The organism is Inquilinus sp. OTU3971 (assembly GCF_038440215.1).
The window spans coordinates 1-24260 of sequence record NZ_JASATH010000077.1 but is presented as its reverse complement, the minus strand read 5'-3'; the positions used below and the strand labels follow the sequence as shown (position 1 = coordinate 24260).

General features: G+C 69.3%; 25 protein-coding genes and 1 pseudogene. 8 read left to right on the top strand and 18 right to left on the bottom strand.

Annotation, left to right across the window (positions count from 1 at the left end):
- Positions 1-3: 3 nt before the first annotated feature.
- The 5 genes from rpe to AAHM41_RS19720 all read right to left on the bottom strand — a co-directional run bounded on the left by rpe (position 4) and on the right by AAHM41_RS19720 (position 4991).
- A complete protein-coding gene (gene rpe, locus AAHM41_RS19740; RefSeq protein WP_342238284.1) occupies positions 4-669 on the bottom strand; it encodes a ribulose-phosphate 3-epimerase in 666 nt (221 codons plus the stop codon).
- A 109-nt stretch (positions 670-778) separates the two neighbouring features.
- A complete protein-coding gene (locus tag AAHM41_RS19735; protein ID WP_342238283.1) occupies positions 779-1726 on the bottom strand; it encodes a sugar-binding protein in 948 nt (315 codons plus the stop codon).
- 43 nt (positions 1727-1769) lie between these two features.
- Positions 1770-2798 carry an ABC transporter permease gene (locus tag AAHM41_RS19730; RefSeq protein WP_342238282.1) on the bottom strand — a complete coding sequence of 343 codons (1029 nt, stop codon included), beginning with the start codon at positions 2796-2798 and terminating at the stop codon, positions 1770-1772.
- Positions 2798-3535 carry an ATP-binding cassette domain-containing protein gene (locus AAHM41_RS19725; protein WP_342238281.1) on the bottom strand — a complete coding sequence of 246 codons (738 nt, stop codon included), beginning with the start codon at positions 3533-3535 and terminating at the stop codon, positions 2798-2800. Before AAHM41_RS19725 ends, AAHM41_RS19730 begins: the two co-directional genes overlap by 1 nt.
- 118 nt (positions 3536-3653) lie before the next feature.
- Positions 3654-4991 (bottom strand): RsmB/NOP family class I SAM-dependent RNA methyltransferase, encoded by a 1338-nt coding sequence (locus tag AAHM41_RS19720; protein WP_342238280.1) that lies wholly within the window; start codon positions 4989-4991, stop codon positions 3654-3656.
- A 61-nt stretch (positions 4992-5052) separates the two neighbouring features.
- On the opposite strand from AAHM41_RS19720, the gene AAHM41_RS19715 reads away from it, so the two are divergent.
- Positions 5053-5523: a MaoC family dehydratase gene (locus tag AAHM41_RS19715; protein WP_342238279.1), complete on the top strand. Its 471-nt coding sequence runs from the start codon at positions 5053-5055 to the stop codon at positions 5521-5523.
- Between the two features lie 20 nt (positions 5524-5543).
- Positions 5544-6092, top strand: a complete 549-nt coding sequence (locus AAHM41_RS19710) for a hypothetical protein (protein ID WP_342238278.1) — start codon at positions 5544-5546, stop codon at positions 6090-6092.
- A gap of 4 nt (positions 6093-6096) precedes the next feature.
- Here the strand turns inward: AAHM41_RS19710 and AAHM41_RS19705 are convergent, their stop codons facing one another.
- Together AAHM41_RS19705 and AAHM41_RS19700 are read right to left on the bottom strand one after the other, a co-directional pair.
- On the bottom strand, positions 6097-6816 hold the full coding sequence (locus AAHM41_RS19705) for an HAD family hydrolase (protein WP_342238277.1): 720 nt from the start codon (positions 6814-6816) through the stop codon (positions 6097-6099).
- A gap of 5 nt (positions 6817-6821) precedes the next feature.
- Positions 6822-7460, bottom strand: coding sequence for a LysE family translocator (locus tag AAHM41_RS19700; protein ID WP_342238276.1), 639 nt, complete (start codon positions 7458-7460; stop codon positions 6822-6824).
- A 93-nt stretch (positions 7461-7553) separates the two neighbouring features.
- Here AAHM41_RS19700 and AAHM41_RS19695 point away from each other — a divergent pair, with 93 nt between their 5' ends.
- Positions 7554-8336: a GNAT family N-acetyltransferase gene (locus tag AAHM41_RS19695; protein WP_342238275.1), complete on the top strand. Its 783-nt coding sequence runs from the start codon at positions 7554-7556 to the stop codon at positions 8334-8336.
- A gap of 33 nt (positions 8337-8369) precedes the next feature.
- On the opposite strand, the gene AAHM41_RS19690 is transcribed toward AAHM41_RS19695, so the two are convergent.
- The 4 genes from AAHM41_RS19690 to AAHM41_RS19675 form a co-directional block, all read right to left on the bottom strand.
- Positions 8370-9833: an SMI1/KNR4 family protein gene (locus AAHM41_RS19690; RefSeq protein WP_342238274.1), complete on the bottom strand. Its 1464-nt coding sequence runs from the start codon at positions 9831-9833 to the stop codon at positions 8370-8372.
- Positions 9834-9954: 121 nt separating this feature from the next.
- Positions 9955-10731, bottom strand: coding sequence for an SDR family oxidoreductase (locus AAHM41_RS19685; RefSeq protein WP_342238273.1), 777 nt, complete (start codon positions 10729-10731; stop codon positions 9955-9957).
- Positions 10732-10786: 55 nt separating this feature from the next.
- A complete protein-coding gene (locus AAHM41_RS19680; protein ID WP_342238272.1) occupies positions 10787-12196 on the bottom strand; it encodes an MFS transporter in 1410 nt (469 codons plus the stop codon).
- Positions 12197-12304: 108 nt separating this feature from the next.
- Positions 12305-12601, bottom strand: coding sequence for a hypothetical protein (locus tag AAHM41_RS19675; RefSeq protein WP_342238271.1), 297 nt, complete (start codon positions 12599-12601; stop codon positions 12305-12307).
- A gap of 225 nt (positions 12602-12826) precedes the next feature.
- Between AAHM41_RS19675 and AAHM41_RS19670 the strand changes: the two genes are divergently transcribed.
- Positions 12827-13597 carry an SDR family NAD(P)-dependent oxidoreductase gene (locus AAHM41_RS19670; RefSeq protein ID WP_342238270.1) on the top strand — a complete coding sequence of 257 codons (771 nt, stop codon included), beginning with the start codon at positions 12827-12829 and terminating at the stop codon, positions 13595-13597.
- 177 nt (positions 13598-13774) lie between these two features.
- Here the strand turns inward: AAHM41_RS19670 and AAHM41_RS19665 are convergent, their stop codons facing one another.
- From AAHM41_RS19665 to hisD, 4 genes and pseudogenes are all read right to left on the bottom strand, one after another.
- A complete protein-coding gene (locus AAHM41_RS19665; protein WP_342238269.1) occupies positions 13775-17095 on the bottom strand; it encodes an AAA family ATPase in 3321 nt (1106 codons plus the stop codon).
- A 42-nt stretch (positions 17096-17137) separates the two neighbouring features.
- Positions 17138-17278 (bottom strand): annotated as a pseudogene (locus AAHM41_RS40645) (double zinc ribbon domain-containing protein); the annotation flags it as partial.
- Positions 17279-17442: 164 nt separating this feature from the next.
- The gene (locus tag AAHM41_RS19660; protein WP_342238268.1) at positions 17443-17799 is read right to left on the bottom strand and encodes a hypothetical protein; all 357 of its coding nucleotides are present in this window, start codon (positions 17797-17799) and stop codon (positions 17443-17445) included.
- Between the two features lie 2 nt (positions 17800-17801).
- Positions 17802-19130, bottom strand: a complete 1329-nt coding sequence (gene hisD, locus AAHM41_RS19655) for a histidinol dehydrogenase (protein WP_342238267.1) — start codon at positions 19128-19130, stop codon at positions 17802-17804.
- Between the two features lie 133 nt (positions 19131-19263).
- Here hisD and AAHM41_RS19650 point away from each other — a divergent pair, with 133 nt between their 5' ends.
- Genes AAHM41_RS19650 through AAHM41_RS19640 form a run of 3 tightly spaced genes read left to right on the top strand, consistent with a single transcriptional unit; the run spans position 19264 to position 21888 of the window.
- Positions 19264-20277 (top strand): ABC transporter substrate-binding protein, encoded by a 1014-nt coding sequence (locus tag AAHM41_RS19650; RefSeq protein ID WP_342238266.1) that lies wholly within the window; start codon positions 19264-19266, stop codon positions 20275-20277.
- A 10-nt stretch (positions 20278-20287) separates the two neighbouring features.
- On the top strand, positions 20288-21091 hold the full coding sequence (locus AAHM41_RS19645) for an ABC transporter permease (protein ID WP_342238265.1): 804 nt from the start codon (positions 20288-20290) through the stop codon (positions 21089-21091).
- Positions 21088-21888 carry an ABC transporter ATP-binding protein gene (locus AAHM41_RS19640; protein WP_342238264.1) on the top strand — a complete coding sequence of 267 codons (801 nt, stop codon included), beginning with the start codon at positions 21088-21090 and terminating at the stop codon, positions 21886-21888. Before AAHM41_RS19645 ends, AAHM41_RS19640 begins: the two co-directional genes overlap by 4 nt.
- 4 nt (positions 21889-21892) lie before the next feature.
- Here AAHM41_RS19640 and AAHM41_RS19635 read toward each other — a convergent pair whose 3' ends face one another.
- Positions 21893-22177, bottom strand: a complete 285-nt coding sequence (locus AAHM41_RS19635) for a hypothetical protein (protein ID WP_342238263.1) — start codon at positions 22175-22177, stop codon at positions 21893-21895.
- 242 nt (positions 22178-22419) lie between these two features.
- Between AAHM41_RS19635 and AAHM41_RS19630 the strand changes: the two genes are divergently transcribed.
- Complete coding sequence (locus AAHM41_RS19630; protein ID WP_342238262.1) at positions 22420-22830, top strand: VOC family protein; 411 nt, start codon at positions 22420-22422, stop codon at positions 22828-22830.
- A 221-nt stretch (positions 22831-23051) separates the two neighbouring features.
- Here the strand turns inward: AAHM41_RS19630 and AAHM41_RS19625 are convergent, their stop codons facing one another.
- Positions 23052-23435 (bottom strand): DUF427 domain-containing protein, encoded by a 384-nt coding sequence (locus AAHM41_RS19625; protein ID WP_342238261.1) that lies wholly within the window; start codon positions 23433-23435, stop codon positions 23052-23054.
- A 64-nt stretch (positions 23436-23499) separates the two neighbouring features.
- Entirely contained in the window at positions 23500-24147 is a 648-nt protein-coding gene (locus AAHM41_RS19620) for an RraA family protein (RefSeq protein WP_342238260.1), read from the bottom strand.
- Positions 24148-24260 lie beyond the last annotated feature (113 nt).

The following is a 24260-nucleotide window of genomic DNA, read 5'->3' as shown; positions in this document are numbered from 1 at the left end:
GGCTCAGCTTTTGCCGCGGATCGCGGCGATGTTGGCGGCATAGGCGCCAGGGCCGCCGCGGAAGGCGGCGGTGCCGGCGACCAGAGTGTCGGCGCCGGCGGCGATCACCCGCGGCGCCGTCTCCGGCGTGATGCCGCCATCGACCTCCAGCCGCACGTCGCGGCCGCTCTTGTCGATCAGGGCGCGCAGCCGGGCGATCTTGTCGAGCTGGCTTTCGATGAAGCTCTGCCCGCCGAAGCCGGGATTGACCGTCATCACCAGCACCAGGTCGATGTCGCCCAGCAGCTCCTCGACCATGGCGATCGGCGTGCCCGGGCTCAGCACCACGCCCGGCGACTTGCCGAGCGAGCGGATCAGCTGGACGGTGCGGTGGGGGTGCGGCCCGGCCTCGGGGTGGAAGCTGATGCGGTCCGCCCCCGCCTCGGCGAAGGCCGGGATGTAGGGATCGGCCGGGCCGATCATCAGATGGGTGTCGAAGGGCAGGGCCGACCAGGGCCGCAGCGCCTTCACCACGGTCGGGCCGAAGGTGATGTTGGGCACGAAATGCCCGTCCATGATGTCGAGGTGGAGCCAGTCGGCCCCGGCCTCCGTCATGGCACGAGCCTCCTCGCCCAGGCGGGCGAAATCGGCGGAGAGGATGGAGGGGGCGATCACGACCGGCTTGACCATGATCGTCCTCATAACAAGCGGCCGGGCGCGTCACAACCGTGACGAAACCGTGGCGCCAAATAAGGGGCCGGGGCGGCGCGCCGCCCCGGCCTGTTTTACCCCGAAAGGCTTACTTCGCCTTCGCCAGGAATTCCTTGACGTTGTCCGGGGTCACCGTGTCGAGGCCGACATAGGTGATCTCCTCGACCTTCTCGCCCTTCTTCAGCTTCGCCAGCATCTCCATCGCCAGCGCGCCCATCTCATAGGGCTGCTGGCCGATCAGGCCGTTGGCGTAGCCGTCGCGCAGCAGCTCCAGCTCCGGCTTCAGCGTGTCGGCCGAGACCAGCACGACTTCCTTCGACGCCAGCTTGGCCTTGATCGGCTCGGCGAAGTTGCGGAAGGCGTCCGGCACGAACAGCGGCCAGCCGCCGACCGGCAGCAGCGCGTCGATGTCCGGATGGGCGGTCAGCGTGTCCTGCAGCTGCTGCACCGCCAGGGCGGCGTCGTCGTTGCAGTACAGCGGCGAGCCGGCGACCTGGGTCCAGCCGGCACCCAGCCCGTCGATCACGCCGCGCACGCGGTCGTTCAGGTTGGCCGCGGCCGGGCCGCCCGAGACCATGGCGTAGGTGCCGCCGCTGGGCTTCAGCTTGGCCGCCATCTCGCCGATCGCCTTGCCCATGGCGTAGTTGTCGGTGCCGACGAAGGCCTGGCGCTTCGACCCCGGCGCGTCGGCGTCGAAGGTGATGGTCGGGATGCCGGCCTCGACCGCCTGGTTGATGACGTTGGTCATGGCGTCGACATCGGCGACCGAGATCGCCAGCCCGTCGATGCCCTGGGTGATCAGGTCCTGCACGATCTGCGCCTCGCTGGCCGGCTCGTGCTCCACCGGGCCGATATAGACGCATTCGACGTTCAGCTTCTTGGCCGCGTCCATGCAGCCGTCGCGCGACAGGTCGAAATACGGATTGTTCATGGCCTTCGGCACCAGGGCGAAGCGCGGCTTGTCCTGCGCGCTCGCCCCGCCGGTCATGGCCAGGACGGCACCCAGCGCCACCGCGGCCAGAAGAAGCTTCTTCATAATCGATCCTCCCCTTGTTGAACTCGTTTGTCGGCGTGGCCGTTCAGGCCGCGCGTTTGGACCGGATGCGGTCCAGCAGCACCGCCAGGATGATGAACACGCCGACGAAGAAATCCTGCCAGTAGGGCTGCACCCCGCCCAGGATCAGACCGTTGCGGATGACCTCGATCAGTGCCGCGCCGGTGATGGCGCCGAGCGGGCCGCCGAGGCCGCCGGTCAGGTTGGCGCCGCCGATCACCGAGGCGGCGATCACCCGCAGCTCGTAGCCGACCGCGGTGTTGGCGGGGGCGGAGCCGAGCCAGGCCAGCAACAGCACGCCGGTGAAGCCGGCCAGCGCGCTGCAGAAGACGTAGACCGAGATCTTGACCCGCTCGACCGGCACGCCGGTCAGCGCCGCCGCCTTCTCGTTGCCGCCGATGGCGAAGACGTGCCGGCCCCACTGCATGTGGCGCAGCAGGTACCAGATCATCACCGCCAGCACCGCCATGTAGATCAGCGACGGCGGCACGGTGCCGAAGATGGGCTCGTTGCCCAGGGTCCGGAACAGGTCCTTGGCCGGCCCGGCGGTGGGTGAGCCGCGGCCCTGGGTGACGACATAGACCAGGCTGCGGCAGACGCTGAGCATGCCGAGCGTGGTGACGAAAGGCGACAGGCCCAGCCGGGCGATCAGCAGGCCGTTGACCAGCCCGACCACGCCGCCCGCGGCGACGCCCGCCAGCACGCCGAAGGCCAGGGCCAGGCCCGGCCAGTCGACGAAGACCGGCCAGTCGGCGCTCCAGGTCATCGCCAGGCTGGTGGCGACGGCGCCGAGCGCCATCACCGAGCCGACCGACAGGTCGATGCCGGCGAGGATGATCACCAGCGTCTGCCCCAAGGCCGCGATGGCGATGTAGGAGAAGTTCTGGGCGACGTTCTGCAGGTTGCGCCCGGTCAGGAACTTGTCGGACGCGATGGCCATCACCACCATCAGGATCACCAGCGCCGCCAGGACGTAGGTGATCTGGGACGACATGATCCGATGCAGCGGCCCCTGCCGCCGGACATTGTCGAAATTCATCGTCGCCGTCGCCATCACGCCGCCTCCAGCGCGCCGGTGATAAGGCCCGTCACCTCCTGGGGCGAGCTGTCGGCGATGCGCTTGTCGGCGACCTTGCGGCCGCGGCGCATCACGATCACCCGGTCGCAGACCTCGAACACGTCGGGCATGCGGTGGCTGATCAGGATCACGGCGATGCCGCCGTCGCGCAGTCGGCGAATCAGCTCCAGCACCTCATGCACCTGGCGCACGCTGATCGCCGCGGTCGGCTCGTCCATCAGGATCAGCTTGGCGTTGGCCAGGCGGGTGCGGGCGATGGCGACGGCCTGGCGCTGGCCGCCCGACATCAGCCGCACCAGGTCGCCGGCCCGGGTCTCCGACTTCAGCTCGGCGAACAGCGCCTGCGCCTTCCGGTTCATGGCGCCGTGGTCGAGGCGCCGCACCGGCCAGCCCTTCTTCAGCTCGCGGCCGAGGAACACATTGGCGGCGGCGGTCAGGTTGTCGGCCAAGGCGAGGTCCTGGTAGACCACCTCGATCCCGGCCTCGCGGGCGTCGACCGGCTTGTGGAAATGCACCGGCCTGCCCTCGAGCAGCATCTCGCCGGAGGTCGGCGGGAAGTTGCCGGCCATGACCTTGACCAGGGTGGACTTGCCGGCGCCGTTGTCGCCCATCAGCCCGACCACCTCGCCGGGCTCGATCGACCAGCTGACGCCGGTCAGGGCGTGAATCGCCCCGAAATGCTTGGCAATGTCGCGCAGCTCCAGAAGCGCCATCCCGCCCCGTTCCTCCCTGTCCCCGGTGATCCCGGCCTCGTTCGGGCGGAACTGTGGAAGAGAGCGCGGCGGAGCGCAAATTGTTTTTGTCTGATTATTGTATCAACGGCCGGAGGCCTCAGCTTCGTCGCTTCAGCCGGGCGATGTGGAAGCCGTCGAGGCCGCCGAGATCCGGCCAGTGCGAGGGCAGGGTGCGGACGTCGCCGGCTGGGGTCAGCAGCTCGGCCGACCCGCCGATCTCCGCCGCCGCCACCGGCACCCGGGCCAGGCGCTCGTCCTCGGCCAGCAGCCGGTCGATCTGCGCCTCGCCCTCCTCGGGCAGCAGCGAGCAGGTGCACCAGATCAGGATGCCGCCGGGCCGGACCAGCTCGACCGCGCGGCGCAGCATCCGGGCCTGGGCCGCGGCCAGCTTGACGACGTCCTCCGGCCCCTTCAGCCGCGGTACGTCGGGATGCCGGCGGATGGTGCCGGTGGCGCTGCAGGGCGCGTCCAGCAGCACGCCGTCATAGGGGGCGGCGCCGGTGAAGGTCTCGGCCTCCGCGGTGTGCAGCTCGGCGGCGAGGCCGAGTCGTTCGAGATTCTCGGCCACCCGCTTCAGCCGCCGGGTCGAGCGGTCGATCGCGGTGACCGCGGCGCCGGCGGCGGCCAGCTGCGCCGTCTTGCCGCCCGGCGCGGCGCAGAGGTCGAGGATGCGCCGGCCCTCGACCGGGCCGAACAGCCGGGCGGGAATTGCGGCGGCGGCGTCCTGCACCCACCAGGCGCCCTCGGCGAACCCCGGCAGCTCCGGCACCATGCCGCCGGCCTCGCGCCGCAGCGTCCCGGTCGGCAGCGGCCGGGCGTCGAGCTGCGCGGCCCAGAGATCGGGGTCGGCCTTGATCGAGAGGTCGAGCGGCGCCTCGTGCAGATGCGCCTCGGCGATGGCGGCGGCAGTGGCGGCGCCATAGGCCTCGGCCAAGCGCGACCACAGCCAGTCCGGCGTGTTCAGCCGGGCGGCGTCCTGCCCGGCCAGCAGGGCCGGCCCGTCCTCGGCCAGGCGGCGCAGCACGGCGTTGACCAGCCCCTTCATGCCGGCGAAGCCGGTCAGGCCGGCCAGCTCGACCGAGGTGTCGACCGCGGCGTGGGACGGGGTCGCCAGGAACAGGCGCTGGGCCAGGCCCAGGCGCAGCACGTCGCGCACCGTGGCGGCGCCGCGCGCCAGCGGCGTCTTCAGCGCGCCGTCGATCAGCGCGTCGATCTGGCCCAGGCGGCGCAGCGTGGTGGTCAGCAGCAGGCGGGTGAAGGCACGGTCGCGCGGTTCCATGCCCTGCAGGGCGAGATGGGAATCGAGGGCCTCGTCGATCGGGCGCCGCTGCGCCAGAACGGCCCGCAGCAGTTCGACGGCGGCCTTGCGCGTGGCCAATCCGGTGTCGGTCATGCGCGGGATGTAGACCATCGCGGCCGGGCGGACCAGTGCCATCGCGCTCTTCCGCGATTGATCCCGCCGCGCCATGCTGGGCGAAGTCATGGAGGACACGCCGATGCCGCCCGAAGACGCCGCCGCCCGCCGCCTCTATCTCGAGGACATCGAGGTCGGGCAGCGCTTCGGCTCTGGAACCGTCGCGGTTACGCCCGAGGCGATCAAGGCCTTCGCCGCTCAGTTCGACCCGCAGCCCTTCCATCTCGACGAGGAGGCGGCGAAGGCGACCTTCTTCGGCGGCCTCGCCGCCAGCGGCTGGCACACCGCGGCGCTGACCATGAAGCTCCTGGTCGGCGGCGAGTTCCTGCCGGCCAATGGGCTGATCGGCGGCGGCACCGACGAGATGCGCTGGCCCCGGCCGGTCCGCCCCGGCGACGTGCTGCGGGTGGAGAGCGAGGTGCTGGAGATCCGGCCGTCCCAGTCGCGCCCCGACCGCGGCATGGTCAAGACGCGGATCACCACCCTGAACCAGGCGGATGAGCCGGTGCAGATCATGATCGCAAACATGGTCGTGCCGCGCCGGCCGGCCTGATGATGAAGGGGAGGGGCAGCATGTCACGTTCGAGACGCCTGACCGCGATCGGCCTGGTCCTCGCGACGCTGTCCGGAGGCGCCGCGGCGGCGGAGACCGGCTGGACCGTCGCCAAGCCCCAGCCGGAGAATCCGTTGCAGACCGCATCCCTGGCCGGCACTGCTCGCGCCGGCGAACGCTCTTCGCCCGCACAGCTGGTCATCGGCTGCCGCCCCGATGCCGACATGACGGCGCAACTCACGATTCCGGAGACGCTGGGCTTCGACACCGATTCGTTCGAGGGGCCGGACGGCATCGGCGAGCGCCAGAAGCGGCTGACCATCGCCTTCGCCGGAGAGCGGTCGGCGCCGCGCCTGGTCTCCGGCTGGTGGAGCGAGAGCACGGTGTTCACCTTCAGCTTCGCCCTGTCGAAGCCGGAGGCCGCGCGCTGGCTGTCGCAACCGGGGCGAGCGCTGGCCGCCGAGATCCGACCGCCCGACGCCGGCAAGCCCGCTTTGGCGCTGACCTTCCGGCTGCCGGAAGACGCCACGGGATTGAAGCAGGTGGTCGCGCCCTGCGGGGTGCGGTAGCGCCTCAGCCGGCCAGCCTGGCCACCAGCGCCGGCACCTCGCGGATCGAGTCGAGCGTGTGGAAGCCCGGCGGCGCCACCTCCGGCCGGCTTACCGCCTCATGCGCCCAGGTGATGCGGTAGGGGATGTGCACCGCCTGGCCGCCGAGGTCTAGCACCGGCAGGATGTCCGAGCGCATCGAGTTGCCGATCATCAGGAACCGGTCCGGCGCCGTGCCGCCGCGCTGCAGGATCCGGCGATAGGTCGCCTCGTCCTTCTCGGCCACGATCTCGACGCTCTCGAACCGCTCGGCGAGGCCGGAGCGGGCGACCTTGCTCTCCTGGTGGAACAGGTCGCCCTTGGTGATCACGATCAGCCGGATCCGCCCCGCCTCGGCCTCCGGCGCCAGCGAGTCCAGCGTCTCGACCACGCCGTCGATCAGCTCGACCGGGTGGTCCATCATCGCCTTGCCGAGATCGAGGATGGTGCGGATCTGGGCGGCGCCGATGCGGCCCTCGGTGATCTCGATCGCGGTCTCGATCATCGACAGGGTGAAGCCCTTCACGCCGTAGCCGAAGGTCTTCAGGTTGCGCGCCTCGGTGTCGAGCAGGGTGTGCTCGAGCGTCCCGGCATCGACCCAGGGGGAGAGCAGGGCGACCAGCCGGCCATGGGTCTCCTCGAACACGGATTCGCTGTGCCACAGCGTGTCGTCGGCGTCGAAGGCGACGGTCAGCGGAGCAGACATCTCGGTCAATTCCGGCGGGCGGCGAAGCCGGTGATCGACTCGGCCAGGGCGTGCAGGGCGAAGCCGAGGAACAGCAGGCCGGAGGCGCGGACGAACCAGATCTCGTGCCGGCGGTAGAAGCCGCGCACCGCCGAGGCGCCGGTGACGCCGACCAGGATGACATAGGCGCCGACGGCGCCGAGGCAGGCGGCGGCGACCAGGGCCGGCAGCTCCGACCAGGTCAGGCTGGCGGCGTAGCTGGTCAGGAGCGCGGTGAAGGTCGCGACCGCCACCGGATAGCCCTTCGGGTTGCTGACGCCGAACAGCAGGCCGCGCAGCAGCGGCCGGCGGACCGAGGTGTCGATCGTCCCGTCGGCGCCGCGGCGCACGGTCAGCGCCGACCAGCCGAGCCAGAGCAGATAGGCGCCGCAGATCAGCCCGAGCGCGTCGAACACCGCCGGGCCGATCACCTGGGCGCCGATGATCGCGGTCAGCGCCAGCGCCGACCACAGCGCGTCGCCGACCAGATGGCCGCACAGGAAGGTGGCGCCGGCCCGGCGCCCCTGGCCGGCGGAGATGCCGAACAGGGCCAGCACCGCCGGTCCCGGCGAGATGCCGTAGGCGAAGCCGGCGAGGCCGGAGGCCAGAAGCAGGGTGCCGTTCACGATTCCTCCGAAACAGGCAGGGCTGCGGTCGCAGCCGGCCTCAAAATCGGCCATAAGGGGCGCCCGGGGCAAGCAGGTCGAGCGGAGGACGGGATGGATGAGACCGAGATCCTGAGGCGCTTCGACGCCGAGCTGCGGCGGGCCCCGGTGCAGGCCGATCCGGCCTACCGGGTCGAGCAGCTGCCCGACGTCACCCGCATCGTCGGCCCCGGGCCGGGGGCGCATGACAATTTCGTGCAGTGGAGCCGGCTCGATGCCGCCTCGGCCGCCGCGGCGATCATCCGGGAGGCCACCTTCTTCGCGAGCCAAGGCCGGTCGGTCGAGTGGAAGCTGTACGGCCACGACAAGCCGGCCGATCTCGGCCAGCGCCTGGAGGTCGCCGGCTTCGTGCCGGAGGAGCCGGAGACGCTGGTCGTGCTCGACCTCGACGGCGCGCTGCCGCCGCCGGTCGATCCGGCGGGCGTGACGATCGAGCGGGTGGTCGACCCGGTGCGGTTCGGCGCCATCGACGACCTGATGGCCGCGGTCTACGGCACCGACGACGACTGGCGGTCGGAGGTGCTGGGGGCGGAGCTCGCGGCGGCGCCGGACCGGCTGTCGGTCTATCTCGCCATGGCCGACGGGCATTGCGTCTCGGCGGGCTGGGTCCGGTTCCATCCCGGCACCGGCTTCGCCGATCTGTGGGGCGGCGCCACCCGGCCGCATTGGCGCGGCCGCGGCATCTACCGCGCCTTGGTGGCCAGGCGCGCCGCCGAGGCGAAGCAGCGGGGCTTCCGCTTCCTCACCGTCGACGCCTCCTCCGAAAGCCGGCCGATCCTGGAACGGCTCGGCTTCCGGATCTTGACCACGACCACGCCTTACGTGCGGGAGGCGTAGGCCTGACAGGTCGTCTGAAAAACCCGCCCGAAATCAGAACGGCTCCAGCCCTCGGCCGAGAATGTCGACGAAGCGTCGCGCGGCCGCGTGATCGGTATGGTGCTTCAAGTGCGGAAACCCGGCCCAGGCGAAGCAGTCGCGCAGATAATCGACGAAGGGGAGGGCGTGGTCTTCCTGCCGGAACAGCGGATCGGCGCCCGGGAAAGGCAGTTCGATCGCGTAAGGCGGGCCGCCGCTGACCTGCATCTTGTGCAGCCGGTCAGGTGCCAGCTCCAGCCGGAAAGGACCGATCAGATCCGGGTGGAGCACGTCCTTCTGTTCCTCCCAAACCTCGAAGCAAAGCGATTCGATGGTGCAGCAGGGTTCGATCGACAGGGCATCCGTATCAATGCCTGCCAAAGGCAGATCGGCGACGACGGGGCCTGCGCCCTGGTCGCAATCCCATACCCAGTTCACACCCCCGACCACGCGCCAGAATGCGTCCAGGGATGGCGGCAGTCTTGCGCCCGTCATCTGCTCGATCGCCGCAATCCGTGCCTCGTCAGCGGGCTCCGGCAGCGTTCGCATGGGGCCGAGGGACTGCCATCCTGCCCGCTGCAGCCTTTCGGATATCAGCGTGACGTTGCGGGCCGTACGCAACATGGTTTCGCCGGCCAGCGCGGCGATTTCTGCGCGCAAATCCCCGGCAATGGCGGAGAAGGCGCGGGCCTCCCGCCACGTGCCCAGATGATCCCCGGCCCGGTAGCGCGCCACGAGGTCGCCGATGGCACAAGTAGTCGGCGGGGTCGGAGGCGGACGTTTCGCGCGGGCGGCCTCCAGCGCGCGCAGAGCACTGCCCGGATCGGCGTGGCGCAGCGCCATGCGGGCCGGGTCGCCGAGCCTCTCGTCCCGGCATAGCCCGGCACAGAGTGCCAGCCAACGGAGATCTTGCTTGAACCAGGACGGCGCCTCGCTCTCGATCCAGCACGGGGTGCCGTCCGCCAACACCATCGATGGCACGAAAAGTGACAGCGTCTCGTGGCCAATCGTGACCGCGGTGATGTCCTGCTCCCCGAACAGCGGCGCAAACCGGTCGAAAGCGGCGAGAGGATTGCGGCGGAAGACGGCGCGTATGCCGAGATGGACGGAAATGGGTTCCCTGTCCTCGATCAGCGACTCCAGTGCGTCGTAGGAAGCCTGATCGTCCATGGCCAGAAGTGCGTGGCCTACGCTCGCCCGCACCGGCTTTAGCGCGCAATCCCGCCAAAGCTGTGCCAACAGCGGGATTGCTGGCGTGTAGCGCGCCTTGCCGAGCGTTCGCACATCCTCTTCCCAGCGGCGATATTCGGTGCGCGCACGTTGCGCGGCCTCGAGAGAGGCTTGGTCAAGCGCCCGCCTCTCTCCTTCCGTCAGAAGCTCCCATTCAGCAATGGAGCAACTCACACGCTTGGGAAAATCCGGTGCGAAGAGCAAGGAGGACCGCAGTTCCCTCAGGATGTCTTCGGCCTCCTGGCTCATCCCGGGCCTTTCTGGCGGTGAGGGCATTGCCCCGTTGCCTGGATGGAGCGGGCCGTGCCCTTGACTATCATCGCCCAGCTTGGTCGGGTAGCCCAGGAGCGGTCAAGAGCCGCCCTGGGTATCACCCTCGCCCGATGAAGGGCATGTTCGTCGCCATCACGGTGACGAACTGGACATTGGCGTCGAGCGGCAGGGCGGCCATCATCAGCACGGTGCTGGCGACATGGGCCGCGTCCATCAGCGGCTCCGGCTTGATCGAGCCGTCGGCCTGGGGCACGCCCTTGGCCATCTTCGAGGCCATGTCGGTGGCGGCGTTGCCGATATCGACCTGGCCGCAGGCGATGCCGTATTTCCGCCCGTCCAGCGAGGTCGACCGGGTCAGGCCGGTGATGGCGTGCTTGGTGGCGGTGTAAGGGGCGGAGTTCGGCCGCGGCACATGGGCCGAGATCGAGCCGTTGTTGATGATCCGGCCGCCCTGCGGGTCCTGGTCCTTCATGATCCGGAACGCCTCCTGGGTGCACAGGAACGGGCCGGTCAGGTTGGTGTCGACCACCGCCTTCCACTGCTCGAACGTCAGGTCCTCCAGCGGCACGCCCGGGGCGCTGACGCCGGCATTGTTGAACAGCACGTCCAGGCGCCCGAAGCGGGCCTTGGCGGCATCGAACAGGGCGCGGACGCTCTTGGGATCGGTGACGTCGGTCGGCACCGCCAGGGCCTGCTCCGCCGGGACGCCCGACAGCTGGATCGTCTCCGCCAGAGCGTCCTGCCGGCGGCCGGCCAGCACCACTTTGTAGCCGTCCTTCAGGAAGGCCAGGGTCACCGCGCGGCCGACGCCCGACCCGGCCCCCGTCACCAGCGCCACCTTGCTTGCCATCTGCGTCTCTCCCGTATCGGTCATCGGGGTCGGCTCCGCCCCGTCTCCGGACGGACCCTAGCGGTTATGTCCGACGTAGTCAGCCGGAATGCTGTTGGCGGTGGCCGCTGACCTCGGTCCCGGCGTCGCGGCGCAGCGGCAGGTAATCGATCAGCGACAGCAGCGCCACCACGCCGAGCAGGGCGAAGGCGATCTGATATTCGGCGACGGTCGAGCCGCCGGCCAGGCCCGAGGCCTCGGCCGCCCGCAGCGCGATCGCCCCCAGCGCCACGCCCAGCCCGACCGAGATCTGCTGGATCACGCTGAACAGGGTGTTGGCGGCGCTCATCTCCGGCTTGGGGACGTCGACGAAGGCCAGGGTGTTCAGGCTGGTGAACTGCATCGACCGGGCGGCGCCGCTGACCACCAGCAGCGCCGCGGTCAGGGCCACCGGCGTCGACGGGGTCAGCAGGGCGCAGGCGAACAGCGTCGCCGCCAGCACACCCCCGTTCGCCAGCAGGGCGGTGCGGAAGCCGAAGCTGCGCAGCACCCAGCTGGTCATCGGCTTCATGCCGAGATTGCCGGCGAACAGCGCCAGCACCAGCAGGCCGGAGCTGACCGGGTCCAGCCCGAAGCCGAGCTGGAACATCAGCGGCAGCAGGAAGGGCACGGCGCTGACCACCGCCCGGAACAGCGACCCGCCGCGGACGGTGACCCGGAAGGTGTGGATCGCCAGCGCCGCCAGCCCGACCAGCGGGTGCGGGTGGCGCCGGGCGTGGCGCACTGCCCAGGCGCCCAGCAGCAGGGCGGTGGCCAGCAGCAGGCCGACCCTGGCCCAGGGGATCTGCTCGTGCCCGATCAGGTCGAGCCCCAGCATCAGCGCCAGGCAGGCGATGCCGGACAGGAGGAAGCCGAGCCCGTCGAAGGGCCGGCGATCCTCGCTGCGGTCGTTCGGGATCAGCCGCAGCGCCAGCACCAGGGCGATGGCGCCGAGCGGCAGGTTGAGCAGGAAGATCCAGCGCCAGGAGGCGATGCTGGTGATCAGCCCGCCCACCGGCGGGCCTAGCACCGGGGCCGCCAGCGCCGGCCAGGTGATGTACGCGATCGCCCGCATCAGATCCTGCTTGGCTGTGTTGCGCAGCACCACCAGCCGGCCGACCGGCACCATCATGGCGCCGCCGATGCCCTGTAGGATGCGCGCGGCGGTGAAGCTCCACAGGCTGTCGCTGGCGGCGCACAGGGCCGAGGCCAGGGTGAAGACGACGATCGCGGCGGCGAAGACCGATCGGGCGCCGAACCGGTCGGCGACCCAGCCGCTGGCCGGGATGAACACGGCCAGCGTCAGGAGGTAAGCCGACAGCCCGACATTCAGGTCCACCGCGCGGACGCCGAAGGAGGCCGCCATGTCCGGCAGCGCCGTGACGATCACGGTGGCGTCCAGGTTCTCCATGAAGAAGGCGCCGGCGACCAGGAGCGCGATCAGCACGGGTTGGCGCGGGGACGAGGTCATGGGCCGGCCGGATCGTGAGGGGAGGGGCCGGCCCGCTTGGCGGGCGACCTGACTCCCGGATAGCACGGCTCCGTCACGCCAACGCATGCGCAGACGGCATGGTTGGGCTCAGCCCGCGGCGGCCTGCCGCTCCGCTGCCTCGTCGGCCTCGTCGGCGACCGAGGTCAGCACGCTCTTGACCACGAAGATCTGGCCCAGCTTGCGGGCCACCATCTCCCATTCCGGGCAGTCCTCGCGGCGGACGGCGATGGTCACACGCATCTCGTCGCCCTGGCGCTCGGCCGAGACACGCTCGGGCACGACATCGCGCAGGCAAAAATGATCGAGCAGGCGGGGCAGCAGGTTGGTGTCGGCCATGCCGACCACATGAAAGAGAACCTGCGCATCGTCGCGGGTCATGGTCATCGTCTTCTCCCAGGGATCGCGAACAGCACACGGACGAAGACCCCGGGGGAGCCGGCGTGGCCGGCCCGGGGCCTAGTGGCTAATTCGCAGGGAGCGCGTGGTGACCATGACCCATGGTTAACCGCTCGGGATCGGATTGGCAAGAGGACGGACAGGATGCCTATGGCCCTTGACCCGCTCCCGGCGCCGCGCAAGCCTGCGCTGCATCCGGCAGGAGAACACGACATGGCCAATCCCGTTTCGGGGCCGCTCGCGGGGCGGCGGGCGCTGGTGACGGGGGCCGGCCGCGGCATCGGCGAGGCCCTGGCCCTCGGCCTCGCGACAGCCGGCGCCGACATCGCCCTGGCCGGCCGCGACCGTGCGGCGCTGGACCGGGTGGCCGAGGCGGTGCGGGAACGGGGGCGCCAGGCGGTGCCGGTCGTGCTCGACGTCGCCGAGACCGGCGGCATCGACCGTGTCTTCGCCGCCGCGGCCACGGCGCTGGGCGGGCTCGACATCCTGGTCAACAATGCCGGGGTGGAGGAGGTGCGGCCGTCGCTGGCGGTCGATGAGGCGCTGTGGGACCGGATCGTCGACACCAATCTGAAGGGCGCCTTCTTCTGCGCCCGCGCCGCGGCGCTGCTGATGAAGCCGCGCGGCGGCGGCGCCATCCTCAACCTGTGCTCGCTGACCTCGGAGGTCGGGGTGCCCGGCGCCGTGCCCTACGGTGCCTCGAAGACCGGCCTCGTCGGCATGACCCGGGCGCTGGCGACCGAATGGGCGAAGGACGGCATCCGGGTCAACGGCATCGGCCCCGGCTATTTCCGCACTGCCCTGACCGAGGTGTTCTACCAGGACGAGGCCTGGCAGCAGCGCATGCTCGCCGCCATCCCGGCCGGCCGCTTCGGCCGGATGGAGGACCTGGTCGGCCCCGCTGTCTTCCTCTGCTCCGACGCCGCCGCCTATGTCACCGGTCAGGTGCTGTATGTGGATGGGGGGTATCTGGCGTCGATCTGATCGGGCCACCTGCCACTGTGGGCGTCATTGCGAGCCCCGAAGGGGCGTGGCAACCCAGAGATCGTGCCGCTGGATCGCTTCGCCTTCGGCTCGCGATGACGATACTGTTGGAAGCGAAGCCAGAGACTTGCTCCGGAGGCTTGGCATGATCCGCACGAGGCTCTCACAAGCGCGGAGTCAGCGCAGACGCCGGTGACGGGAGGGTTGCAGTCCGACCCGCCTCGCCGACTGCAATGCTGTCACTTCCGCCAGTTCGGCCTCCGCCTCCGGCAGCCATAAGGTCATATCCATTGTGCGCAGCATGTCGATGGCCGCAGAAAGTTCAATGCCCGCCATCTGCGCTCTTTCCGTTCGTCGGAAGAGCTTGCCGAGGCCGAGATGGCAATGGGCCTGGAGCGGCCGCATCTCCAGATCCTCAGACAGTTTCTGAGCCTCGCGGTAGCGGCGTTCGGCGGCGTCGACATCGGGTGGATCACGGCGCGCGGCGATCTCTCCGAGGAGCCGGAGGGCCTGCGCTTCGTATCCGCGTTCTTTCCGCGTCCTGGAGATGTCGAGGGCACGGTCAGCGAGCCCGATCGCCTTCTCGATCCGGCCGGCCAGCAGAAAACCTTCGCATAGCGGGATGGCAAGGCGGTTCTCGGCAGCCCCTTTCTCGGATTCAAGCTGTGCAGCTGCTTGCTCCAGGAACGGCATGCCGTCGGCGGGGCGTCCCCCCAGGGCATGTGCGACGCCCAGCAGCGAGGCAGCAAAGACTCCCTGGCGCGGGAGGTTCCATCGCTCGACGAGCGCGCAGCACTGCTCGAGCAGAGAGGTCGCCGTGCACAGATCGCCCTGACCTATATAGAAATGACCCAGCCACGTTCTCAGAACGCACTGGCTGAAGGGTTGGTCGAGCGCCTCCGCCAGATGGATCGCCTCCTCCGCATAAACCCTTCCTTCGGCGAATTCACCGATATCGCCCAGGCACCAGGCCAACAGGCCGCGAGCGAGCACTGACGGATAACCGGCCATGCCAAAGCGCTCGCGGATCAGCTCGTCCTGGAGATTGACCGCAATCCACTTGAAGCCGTCGATCGCCTGGCGATAGTCACCCTGCTGCCAGTGCGGGAAGGCCAGGTAGAACGTTGTTATGACATGCAGCGGAACATCTTCGAGTGCGCGGCCGATGGCAAGGGCGCGCTCTCCGGTCTTGATTGCCCGCTCATTGTCGCCGAGCGTGAAGCAGTATGAATACGCTATCCAGCAGAGGGTACGGGCAAGCCGGCGCTGGTCGTTAAGGGGCTCGGCGATAGTCTCGGCCTTATGAAGATGGCCTATGATCTGTTCAAATTCACCGAGCGGAAGAAGCGCCTGTCGAAGGCTAAGCCTTAGATCGACGGCTTGCTCCAGAGTGTCACGGGTCTCTGGAAGTTGCTCGAGGGCAGCGAGGGCCTGTTCGAAAAACACGACTGCCTCCCGATTCGCCGAGCGGGCCACGGCCTTATGTCCAGCCTGGCGAAAGTAGCTGAGCGCCTTGTCCCAGCATTCTCCCCGCAGGGCGTGATGGGCCAGGCGCTCCACATGCTCGGCAAGCCGGTCGGGATACAGCGTTTCGATGGCGGCGGCGATGCGGGCATGCAGCACCTTGCGGCGTTCTTGCAGCAGGCTCCCATACGCCACCTCATGGGTGAGGGCATGCTTGAATGTGTACTCCAGCACGGGAAACACGTTCGCTTCGTAGAGGAACTCCACGGCCTGAAGGTGAGCCAGGCCGGCTCTCAGCTCTTCCTCCGTGATCAGATCGCGCGAAGCTGTGCCCGTGGCCTCGGTGGTGATCGCGCGCAATAGTGCGAATGGCGCATCCTTGCCGATCACCGCCATTGTCTGGAGAAGCCGCTTCTGCTCTGCAGGGAGCCGATCGATCCGGGCTGCCAAGACCGCCTGTACCGTCGCCGGCACGCGAATGTCCGCGACCTCCGATGTCAGCTGGTAGGCTCCCCGTTCGCCGACAAGCGCGCCGGTTTCGACCAGTGTGCGGACGCATTCCTCCAGGAAGAACGGATTGCCTTCGGTCCGCTCGATCAGGAGTCGTTTCAGGTCGGGCAGAGGCGGGCCCGCATGCGCGCTCCCGACCCTTCCACCATCGCCGGCCGTGCGGTCTGTCCCCAAGAGCGCATCGAGCAACACCTCGGCACTGCCCTGCCGGAGAGGGTCGATCCGGATCTGCGTGTAATAGGTCTTTCGCCCCCAGCCATGCATGTACTCCGGTCGATAGTTGACGAGCAGAAGAATGCGGGCCGTGGGGAGACTCTCGACAAGGCCGTCGAGCAGGGCCTCGGTCTCCGAGTCGATCCAGTGCACGTCCTCGAATATCAGCAGGAGCGGCTGCTCGCGGCTTTCGCGCAGCAGCAGGCGCTTCAGGGCGTCGAGCGTCTCTCGGCGGCGCTTGGGCGGGTCGAGGGCCTGCCAGGACTCCTCCTCGACGGGCACGTCGAGCAAAGACAGAAAGGCCGGCAGGTCTGGCTCCAGCTTGCGATCCAGCGTGAGCAGCTTGCCGGTCAGCTTCTCGCGGATGGAGCGTGCATCGTCGCGGGGTCCGATCCCGCAATAGGCCTTGAGCAGACCGATCACCGGCAGCCAGGACGTCGCCCTCCCGTATGAGACGGAGCCACTCTCCAGCACCAGCCAGCCCTGCGTTCGGTGAGAGTGGGTGACCTCCCAGACAAGCCGCGATTTCCCAACACCGGGCTCACCCACCAAGGACACCAGCTGGCCATGGCCGATCTGAGCTCGATCGAGGGCGCGGTGCACGGCGACCAGTTCGGCCTGACGTCCGACAAAACGAGTCAGGCCGCGAGCAGCCAATGCCTGCAGGCGCGTCCGCGCCGCGCCGGCCCCCACGAGCTCAAACAGCTCGGCCGGTCGATCCAAACCTTTGATCGCGATCGGCCCGACCGTGCGAACTTGCACGTAGCCTTCCACCAACTTCAGCGTTTCCGCTGTGAGCAGACAGCTGCCTTCGCGGGCCAGCTGCTCCAGTCGGGATGCGAGATGGACAGTCCGGCCCATGGCCGTGTAGTCCATGTGCAGGTCATCGCTGATCAACCGCACGACCACCTCGCCGCTGTTCAGCCCGACCCGTGCCTCGACCAGCGCCCCGTGGGTCTGCCCGGCATAGCGGCGCATCCCGTCCTGAAGTGCCAGAGCGGCGTAGCAGGCGCGAACGGCGTGGTCTTCGTGGGCGATCGGTGCCCCGAACAGCGCCATGATCCCGTCGCCCAACGCGTGGCTCACCGTCCCCTCATAGCGATGCACGGCGTCCATCATCACCTTGACCGCGCCATCGAGGAGCCGCTGGGCGTCCTCGGTGTCCAACGTCTGGATGAGTTCGGTCGAGCCCTTGATATCGGCGAAGAGCACGGTGACCTGCTTTCGCTCGCCCTCGACCGCACTCCGAGACGCGAGGATCTTTTCGGCCAGATGCGGGGGCGTATAAGACGACGGCGCGAGCGCGCCCAACTTCGCATCACGATCGGCAGCCGGCGTCGAGCCGGCAAGTTCTGCGCCGCACTCGACGCAAAAGCGGCTGTTCGGGCGGTTGCCGTGACCGCATCGGGGACACGGCATGCCCAAACTCGTGCCGCAAGCCTCGCAGAACTTGGCTGCGGCAGAATTGTCTGCGTCACAGGCTGGGCAACGCATGGCTTGCGTCCCGTCCCGGTTCAGCGCGCTCCGTGGACTCAGCTGACTGCATTGTAGCCGTGCCTCGAGATTTCGTCCCCGCGCAAATGGTGGAGGACCGGCCAGCGAGGCCGTGAGGTGCGAGTGCAGCCGAAGGCGGAAGAGCACGAGCCACGCTGACAGCGCTACGTCTGCTCCTTGCGAAACTCCGCCACAACCTCGATCTCGCCGACGATGGCCGCGTTGAGCGGCGGCAGGTCCTCGGCCGGGACCCAGTATTCGAGGTGGCTGCGGCCGCCGGCCTCCTGGACTTGGTAGCGGTCGAGGAAGTCGCGCCGAACGCGGAAGCGGGTGACATAGCCCGAGCCGCTGGCCGGCACGTTCCAGTCGCGCGCGATCTTGATCGCGTACTCCTCCGACAGCACCGGGTAGAAGATCGGCTGCTCCGGCAGGCGGGGCGGGAAGGCGCGCATGCCGGCCTCCCGGATCAGGCGCAGCTCCTCCGGCCCGACCGGGCGCCACAGCGTGACGGTCTCGGCCATGCTCAGCTTCGCTTCAGCAGCCGATCGCGCACCTCGGAGACGGCGCGGGCGTGGCCGTCGAAGCCTTCGTAGGTGGCGAGCCGCCGCGCCTGTTCGGCCAGGGCGGGATAGCCGGCGGCGCTGACATAGCCGATCGAGGTCCGCTTCAGGAAGTCGAACACCGACAGCGGCGAGGCGGTGCGGGCATGGCCGCCGGTCGGCAGCACTGCGTTCGGGCCGAGCACGAAATTGCCGATCGTCACCGGCGTGTAGGGGCCCAGCAGGATCTCGCCGGCATGGTCGATCCGCGCCGCATCGGCGAAGGGATCGCGCGACAGGACCTGCAGATGCTCCGGCGCGTAATCGTTGACGAAGCCGATCGCCGAATCCCAGTCCGGTGCCAGCACGATGCCGCCGCGCGGGCCGGTCAGCACGGTGCGGGAGAAGCCGGCGCGGACTTCGCTCATCTCCGCCCAATGCCCCGGCAGGGCGGCCGCGGCCTGTTCCGCGACCTTGCGGCTGTCGGTGACGAGCCAGGCCGAGCTGTCGGGCCCGTGCTCGGATTCGATGATCAGGTCCAGCGCCGCCAGCGCGCCGTCGACGCTGCCATCGGCCAGGATGATGGATTCGCTCGGCCCCGCCGGGGTGCCGGTGTCGATCGCGTCGGCCAGCAGGCGCTTGGCGGCGACGACATAGGGGCTGCCGGGGCCGACGATCTTGTCGCATTTCGGGATCGTCGCCGTGCCGTAGGCCACCGCCGCGACGCCCTGGGCGCCGCCGGCGGCGAAGACCTGCGTCACCCCGACCCGCTTGGCCACCGCCAGAGTCGCGGTGTCGACCTGCCCGTTCGGGCCGGGCGGGGTGATGATCACGACATTCGGCACCTTCGCCGCCAGCGCCGGGATCGTGGTCATCATCGCCACCGACGGGAAGGCGCCCTTGCCGCGCGGCACGTAGCAGGCGACCGACGGGATCGGCCGGATGCGGTCGCCGGCGAAGACGCCGGGGCGCACCTCCTTCCACCACATCTCCTCCGGCAGCTGCGCCTCGTGGAAGCGGCGGATGCTGTCGGCGGCGAAGTCGATCGCCGCCATCACCTCGGGCTCCAGCAGGCCTGGTGCCGTGTCCAGCGCCTCCTGGCTGACGCGCAGGCCGTCGGCCGAGACCGAAGCCTTGTCGAAGTCGCGGGTGAAGCGGGCCACGGCCTCGTCGCCCTCGGCCTTGACCGCCGCCACGATCGGCCGGACGGCGTCGAGGAAGGGACCGAGATCGGCCTCGGTCCGGGCCAGCAGGGCATGGCGGCCGGCGGCGGACAGCGTCGACAGGTCGTGGATTCGGATGGCGTCGCTCATGGCCTTGTCCCGCGAGTGCGAAAATACGTCTGACTTTATACGGAGCGTCGATTGACTCTGCGAGCCGCCACTTTATGAATTGTCGCTCCGTAAAAACAGCGCGGCGGCCAACGGCCGTGCCTTCAGCAGGGGAATGGCTATGGGACATCATGGCGGGACGCGCGGCCTGGTTCTGGCGGCCGCGATCATGGCGGGTCTGGCCTGGGTTGGCCCGGCGGCGGCGCAAGCGGTTCCGGCGAAGCCGGAGGCCGGCGGCTTCAAGATGGGCATCGAGCCCTGGCTGGGCTACGGCCTATGGCATGTCGCGGCGGAGAAGAAGCTGTTCGAGGCCCAGGGCCTGTCGGATGTCGAGATCGTCAACTTCACCCAGGACAAGGACGTCAACGCCGCTTTGGCCAGCGGCCAGCTGGACGGCGCCAACATCGCCACCCACACCGCGCTGGTGATGGCGGCGGCCGGGCTGCCGATCAGGATCGTCGCCGTGCTCGACGTCAGCATGACCGCCGACGCCATCCTGGCCGGCCCGGACGTCAAGGGCATCGCCGACCTCAAGGGCAAGGAGGTGGCCTATGAGGAGGGCACCACCAGCCACATCCTGCTGAACTATGCCCTGGCGGCCAACGGCCTGACGCTGGCCGACGTCAAATCGGTGCCGATGCCGGCCTCGGACGCCGGCGCGGCGCTGATCGCCAAGCGCGTGCCGGTGGCGGTGACCTATGAGCCCTATCTGACCCTGGCGCGGGCGCAGGACCCTGCGGTCAAGCTGCTCTACACGGCGGCCGAGGATCCGGGCCTGGTCTCCGACGTCTTCGTGGTGCGCGAGGAGGTGCTGAAGGAGAAGCCGGGCCAGATCGCGGCGCTGCTGCGCGCCTGGCAGGCCGCCCATGACGACTACGCCAAGGACACGGCGGGCGGCCGCGCCATCATCGCCAAGGCGGTGGGGGCGTCGCCGGAGGAGCTGTCGACCGCCTTCGACGGCGTCACCTTCTACACCCTGCCGGACAACAAGACCCAGCTGACCGGCGCCTTCGCCCAGCACGTCATCCTCGACGTCAAGAAGGCGGCCCAGGCCGCGGGGCTGCTGCAGGGCGACGTCGACGCCGCCGGGCTGATCGATCCGCGCTTCGTCGCCGCCGTGACGCAGTGATCCTGGACAGATGACCGCAGGCCGGCCGCGCCTTTTCCGCCTCGACACCAGGCTGACGCCGGCGCGCTTCGCCGGCATCGCCGCGCTGGTCTTCCTCGGCCTCTTGCTGCTGTGGGCGGCGGTGACGCTGACGGGGCTGGTGCGGCCGCTGTTCCTGCCCTCGCCGGTGCAGGTGGCGAACCGGCTGTGGTTGCTGGCGCAGTCCGGCCAGCTGTGGGACGACGCGGCGATCAGCATCTACCGCATCCTGGTCGGCTTCCTGCTGGCGACGGTGGTCGCGGTGCCGATCGGGGTGCTGATCGGCCGCTACCATGTGTGGGAGGCGCTGGTCGAGCCGGTGGTGGACTTCGTCCGCTACATGCCGGTGGTCGCCTTCGTGCCGCTGACCATCCTGTGGAGCGGCACCGGCGACCTGCAGAAGTTCCTGATCATCTGGATCGGCACCTTCTTCCAGCAGGTCCTGCTGATCATGGACAACGTCAAGCGCGTGCCCTGGGACTTCATCGATGTCGGCCGCACGCTGGAGATGAAGCCGCGGCGTATCCTGATGTCGATCGTCATCCCGGCGGCGCTGCCGGGGATCTGGGATTCGATGCGGATCAGCCTCGGCTGGGCCTGGACCTGGCTGGTGCTGGCCGAGCTGGTGGCCGCCACCTCCGGCCTGGGCTACCGCATCACCACGGCGCAGCGGTTCTTCCAGACCGACACGATCATCGGCTACATCCTGGTGCTGGGCGTGCTCGGCCTGGTCACCGACCAGGGCATGAAGGCGCTGGCGCAGCGCCTGTTCCCCTATGAGCGGGCGCGGCGATGACGGCGCGGCTCGAGGTCCGGTCCCTGTCCAAGAGCTTCGTCCAACGGCAGGACCGGCAGAAGCAGGACCGGCTGCAGGTGCTGCAGGGCATCGACCTGGTGCTGGGCGAGAACGAGTTCGTGTCGCTGGTCGGCGCCTCAGGCTGCGGCAAGTCGACCTTGCTGTCGATCGTCGCCGGGCTGCAGGAGTTCGACCAGGGCGCGGTGCTGGTCGACGGCCGGCCGATCACGGGGCCGGGGCGCGACCGCGGTGTGGTGTTCCAGAGCTACACGCTGATGCCCTGGCTGACGGCGCTGGGCAATGTCGAATTCGCCCTGCGCGGCCTCGGCCTGCCGGCGGTGCAGGTGAAGCAGACGGCGCGCGAGCATCTGGCGCTGGTCGGGCTGGCGCGCTTCGCCGATGCCTGGCCCAGCCAGCTGTCCGGCGGCATGAAGCAGCGCGTCGCCATCGCCCGGGCGCTGTGCTACCGGCCCAAGATCCTGCTGATGGACGAGCCGTTCGGCGCGCTCGATGCCCTGACCCGGCAGCAGATGCAGGAGCTGCTGACCGATATCTGGGAGGCGCACCGCCTGGCGGTGCTGTTCGTCACCCACGATGTCGACGAAGCGGTCTACCTGTCCGACCGGGTGGCGGTGATGTCCAGCCGGCCGGGCCGGATCAAGGAGATCGTGCCGGTGCCGCTGCCGCGCCCGCGGGCGCCGGAGATCGCGGAGACCGATGAGTTCATCCGCCTGCGCCACCGCATCCTCGGTTCGATCCGCGAGGAGGTGCGGCGGATGACGGAGGCGGACACCTGAGCTCTCAGTGCACCGTGACGCCGGTGTCGATGGTCCGCACCGGCGCGACGCCGGCCTCGGCGCCGACGCGCATGTTGGCGCTGGCCCGTTCGAGCATGGGCGTGACGCCTTCGGCCTCGACCGCGGCGGCGATCATCTGCCCGGTCAGGAAGGCGAGGGCGCCGATCAGCGCGCCGCTGACTGCCCGCGGATCGCCGCCGGCCTCGGCGGCATAATCCTCGGTCCGCTCGCCGATCAGTGCGAGAAGATCGTTGTGGATCTGCTGGGTCAGGGGGCCGATCGTGTCCATCTCCATCCTCCGCGGCGGCACTCCGGGGCAGGGGCCGTTCTGTGTTGGTATGGCATCAATAGCGGCTGGACAGCGCCGGTTCCGGCCCGGGCCGCGGCATTCAAATCAGAATTGGAAGGAATTTCCAGGGTGTTGCCGCTTTGTTCGGAGGACACCGGGGGCTATGCTGGGCCAACCCCTGTCGCGTCGGCCGGCGAGCCTGACGCGTGGGACACTGAAGGCCATGTGCCGCGGGGAGGGCCATGTTCAGCCACATCACGGTGGGCACGAACGACATCGATCGGGCCAAGCAGTTCTATGACAGGGTGCTGGCGGCGATCGGCCTGCGCTGCCAGCTCGACGACCGCGTCGCCGGCTGGCTGTGCTACGTGCCGGAGGGCGACAGCGGCCCGGAATTCCTGATCTGCCGCCCGATCGACGGCGGCAAGGCGACCTTCGGCAACGGCGTCACCATCGGCTTCAACGTGCGCGAGCGGGGGCAGGTGGACGCCTTCCACAGCGCAGCGCTGGCCGCGGGCGGGGTGGATGAGGGCGCACCCGGCACCCGGCCGCACTACCATCCCAGCTACTACGGCGCCTATGTGCGGGACCCGGACGGCAACAAGCTGTGCTGCGTCTGCCACCGATCGGACGCGCCCGGGCTGTTCCCGTAGAGCAAGACGAGGCCGGATCGGGCTATCTTGATCGTCCCAAGGCGCTGAGATGTTGCCTCTCCCGCTTGCGGGAGAGGCCGGAGACGCGAAGCGGCTCCGGGTGAGGGGAGTTTGTCGAGGCCTGGGCCAGCCCTCACCCGGTCTCGCTGACGCGAGCCCGACCTCTCCCGCCAGGCGGGAGAGGCAACGCTAAGATGCTCGACGCCCTTGGCGCGTGGGGATCAGCTCGCCGGCTGTTCGGTGATCGAATCGACTCGGTCCGGGTAGAAGGCGACGTGGTCTTTGATTTCGGCGACGGCGTCGTAGGGCGCCTCGTAGGTCCAGGCCGCGTTCACCGTCCGCTCGCCGCCCGCCGGGATGCTGTAATAGGCGGCGTCGCCCTTGTAGGGGCAATAGCTGGCGTGGTCGGTGCGCTGCAGCGCCGCCATGTCCACGTCCCGCCGCGGGATGTACTGCACCGGCGGGTAGCTCGCCTCGCGCAGCGTCAGCGCGTTGCGGCTGTCGGCGACGACCTTCCCAGCGACCGTGACCACCACCCGGCCCGGGTTTGGCGTGACCGTGATCGGATGGTCGGGTCCGGGGATCTTCCTCGGCTTCTCGCTCATGGCGCTCGGCCCTGCTGTGTGCTGGACCTTCGATGTGGGGTCCCGGCCGCGGCAGGGGAAGGGGTCAGAACTTGCCGTGGCGCAGATACGCCTCCTGCGGCGACACGCCGTCCAGGATCGCCTTCCGCACCAGGTTCTCCTGCTGCATCACCTCCTCGACCTTTGCCACGGTCTCCTCGGCCAGCGCCGCGGGGATGACGACGATGCCGTCGATGTCGGCCACCACCCAATCGCCGGTGGCGATCCGCACCTGGCCGATGGTGATCGGCTCGCCATAGGCCTCCGGCACCCAGGCGGCGACGATGTCGCGCGGAGTGCGGAAGCGGGCGAAGACCGGGAAGCCCAGCTTGCGGATGAACGCATTGTCGCGCGACCCGCCGTCGACGATGTAGCCGCGCACGCCGCGCGACTGCAGCGCCTCGGCCGACAGCTCGCCCATCAGCGCCCGCACGTCGTCCTGCGGCTGGCAGATGGCGACATGGTCCTTCGGCACCACGGTCAGCAGCTCGGTCCAGGCCAAGAGGCTCTGATGCGCATCGACGGTGTCGTCCGGCCGGCCGCGGATGGTGAAGACGCGGCCGCAGACGCTTGTGTCCGGGTCGATCGCCAGGATGGTGCGCGGCAGCACGCAATTGGCATGGCCCAGGTCGCGCAGCACGTCGTAGACGGCGCCGGAATAGCAGGCCTCCAGCCGGGCGGTCAGGTCGGTCATGCGTGGTCCTCCCGTTCCGGAGGCTAGCGTGAGCGGACGGGCCGGCGCCACCCCCTCACCCGAAATCGCCCGGCGATTTCGACCACTCCCCAAGGAGAGGTGAAGAAGACCCC

Coding starts and splice junctions, on each gene's coding strand:
- AAHM41_RS19640 (WP_342238264.1), top strand. CDS start 21,088: ATGACGGCGCGGCTCGAGGTCCGGTCCCTGTCCAAGAGCTTCGTCCAA.
- AAHM41_RS19705 (WP_342238277.1), bottom strand. CDS start 6,816: ATGTCTGCTCCGCTGACCGTCGCCTTCGACGCCGACGACACGCTGTGG.
- AAHM41_RS19725 (WP_342238281.1), bottom strand. CDS start 3,535: ATGGCGCTTCTGGAGCTGCGCGACATTGCCAAGCATTTCGGGGCGATT.
- AAHM41_RS19660 (WP_342238268.1), bottom strand. CDS start 17,799: ATGGCCGAGACCGTCACGCTGTGGCGCCCGGTCGGGCCGGAGGAGCTG.
- AAHM41_RS19650 (WP_342238266.1), top strand. CDS start 19,264: ATGGCTATGGGACATCATGGCGGGACGCGCGGCCTGGTTCTGGCGGCC.
- rpe (WP_342238284.1), bottom strand. CDS start 669: ATGGTCAAGCCGGTCGTGATCGCCCCCTCCATCCTCTCCGCCGATTTC.
- AAHM41_RS19675 (WP_342238271.1), bottom strand. CDS start 12,601: ATGACCATGACCCGCGACGATGCGCAGGTTCTCTTTCATGTGGTCGGC.
- AAHM41_RS19625 (WP_342238261.1), bottom strand. CDS start 23,435: ATGAGCGAGAAGCCGAGGAAGATCCCCGGACCCGACCATCCGATCACG.
- AAHM41_RS19710 (WP_342238278.1), top strand. CDS start 5,544: ATGTCACGTTCGAGACGCCTGACCGCGATCGGCCTGGTCCTCGCGACG.
- AAHM41_RS19720 (WP_342238280.1), bottom strand. CDS start 4,991: ATGGCACTGGTCCGCCCGGCCGCGATGGTCTACATCCCGCGCATGACC.
- hisD (WP_342238267.1), bottom strand. CDS start 19,130: ATGAGCGACGCCATCCGAATCCACGACCTGTCGACGCTGTCCGCCGCC.
- AAHM41_RS19680 (WP_342238272.1), bottom strand. CDS start 12,196: ATGACCTCGTCCCCGCGCCAACCCGTGCTGATCGCGCTCCTGGTCGCC.
- AAHM41_RS19735 (WP_342238283.1), bottom strand. CDS start 1,726: ATGAAGAAGCTTCTTCTGGCCGCGGTGGCGCTGGGTGCCGTCCTGGCC.
- AAHM41_RS19695 (WP_342238275.1), top strand. CDS start 7,554: ATGGATGAGACCGAGATCCTGAGGCGCTTCGACGCCGAGCTGCGGCGG.
- AAHM41_RS19690 (WP_342238274.1), bottom strand. CDS start 9,833: ATGAGCCAGGAGGCCGAAGACATCCTGAGGGAACTGCGGTCCTCCTTG.
- AAHM41_RS19730 (WP_342238282.1), bottom strand. CDS start 2,798: ATGGCGACGGCGACGATGAATTTCGACAATGTCCGGCGGCAGGGGCCG.
- AAHM41_RS19635 (WP_342238263.1), bottom strand. CDS start 22,177: ATGGACACGATCGGCCCCCTGACCCAGCAGATCCACAACGATCTTCTC.
- AAHM41_RS19630 (WP_342238262.1), top strand. CDS start 22,420: ATGTTCAGCCACATCACGGTGGGCACGAACGACATCGATCGGGCCAAG.
- AAHM41_RS19645 (WP_342238265.1), top strand. CDS start 20,288: ATGACCGCAGGCCGGCCGCGCCTTTTCCGCCTCGACACCAGGCTGACG.
- AAHM41_RS19715 (WP_342238279.1), top strand. CDS start 5,053: ATGCCGCCCGAAGACGCCGCCGCCCGCCGCCTCTATCTCGAGGACATC.
- AAHM41_RS19670 (WP_342238270.1), top strand. CDS start 12,827: ATGGCCAATCCCGTTTCGGGGCCGCTCGCGGGGCGGCGGGCGCTGGTG.
- AAHM41_RS19620 (WP_342238260.1), bottom strand. CDS start 24,147: ATGACCGACCTGACCGCCCGGCTGGAGGCCTGCTATTCCGGCGCCGTC.
- AAHM41_RS19685 (WP_342238273.1), bottom strand. CDS start 10,731: ATGACCGATACGGGAGAGACGCAGATGGCAAGCAAGGTGGCGCTGGTG.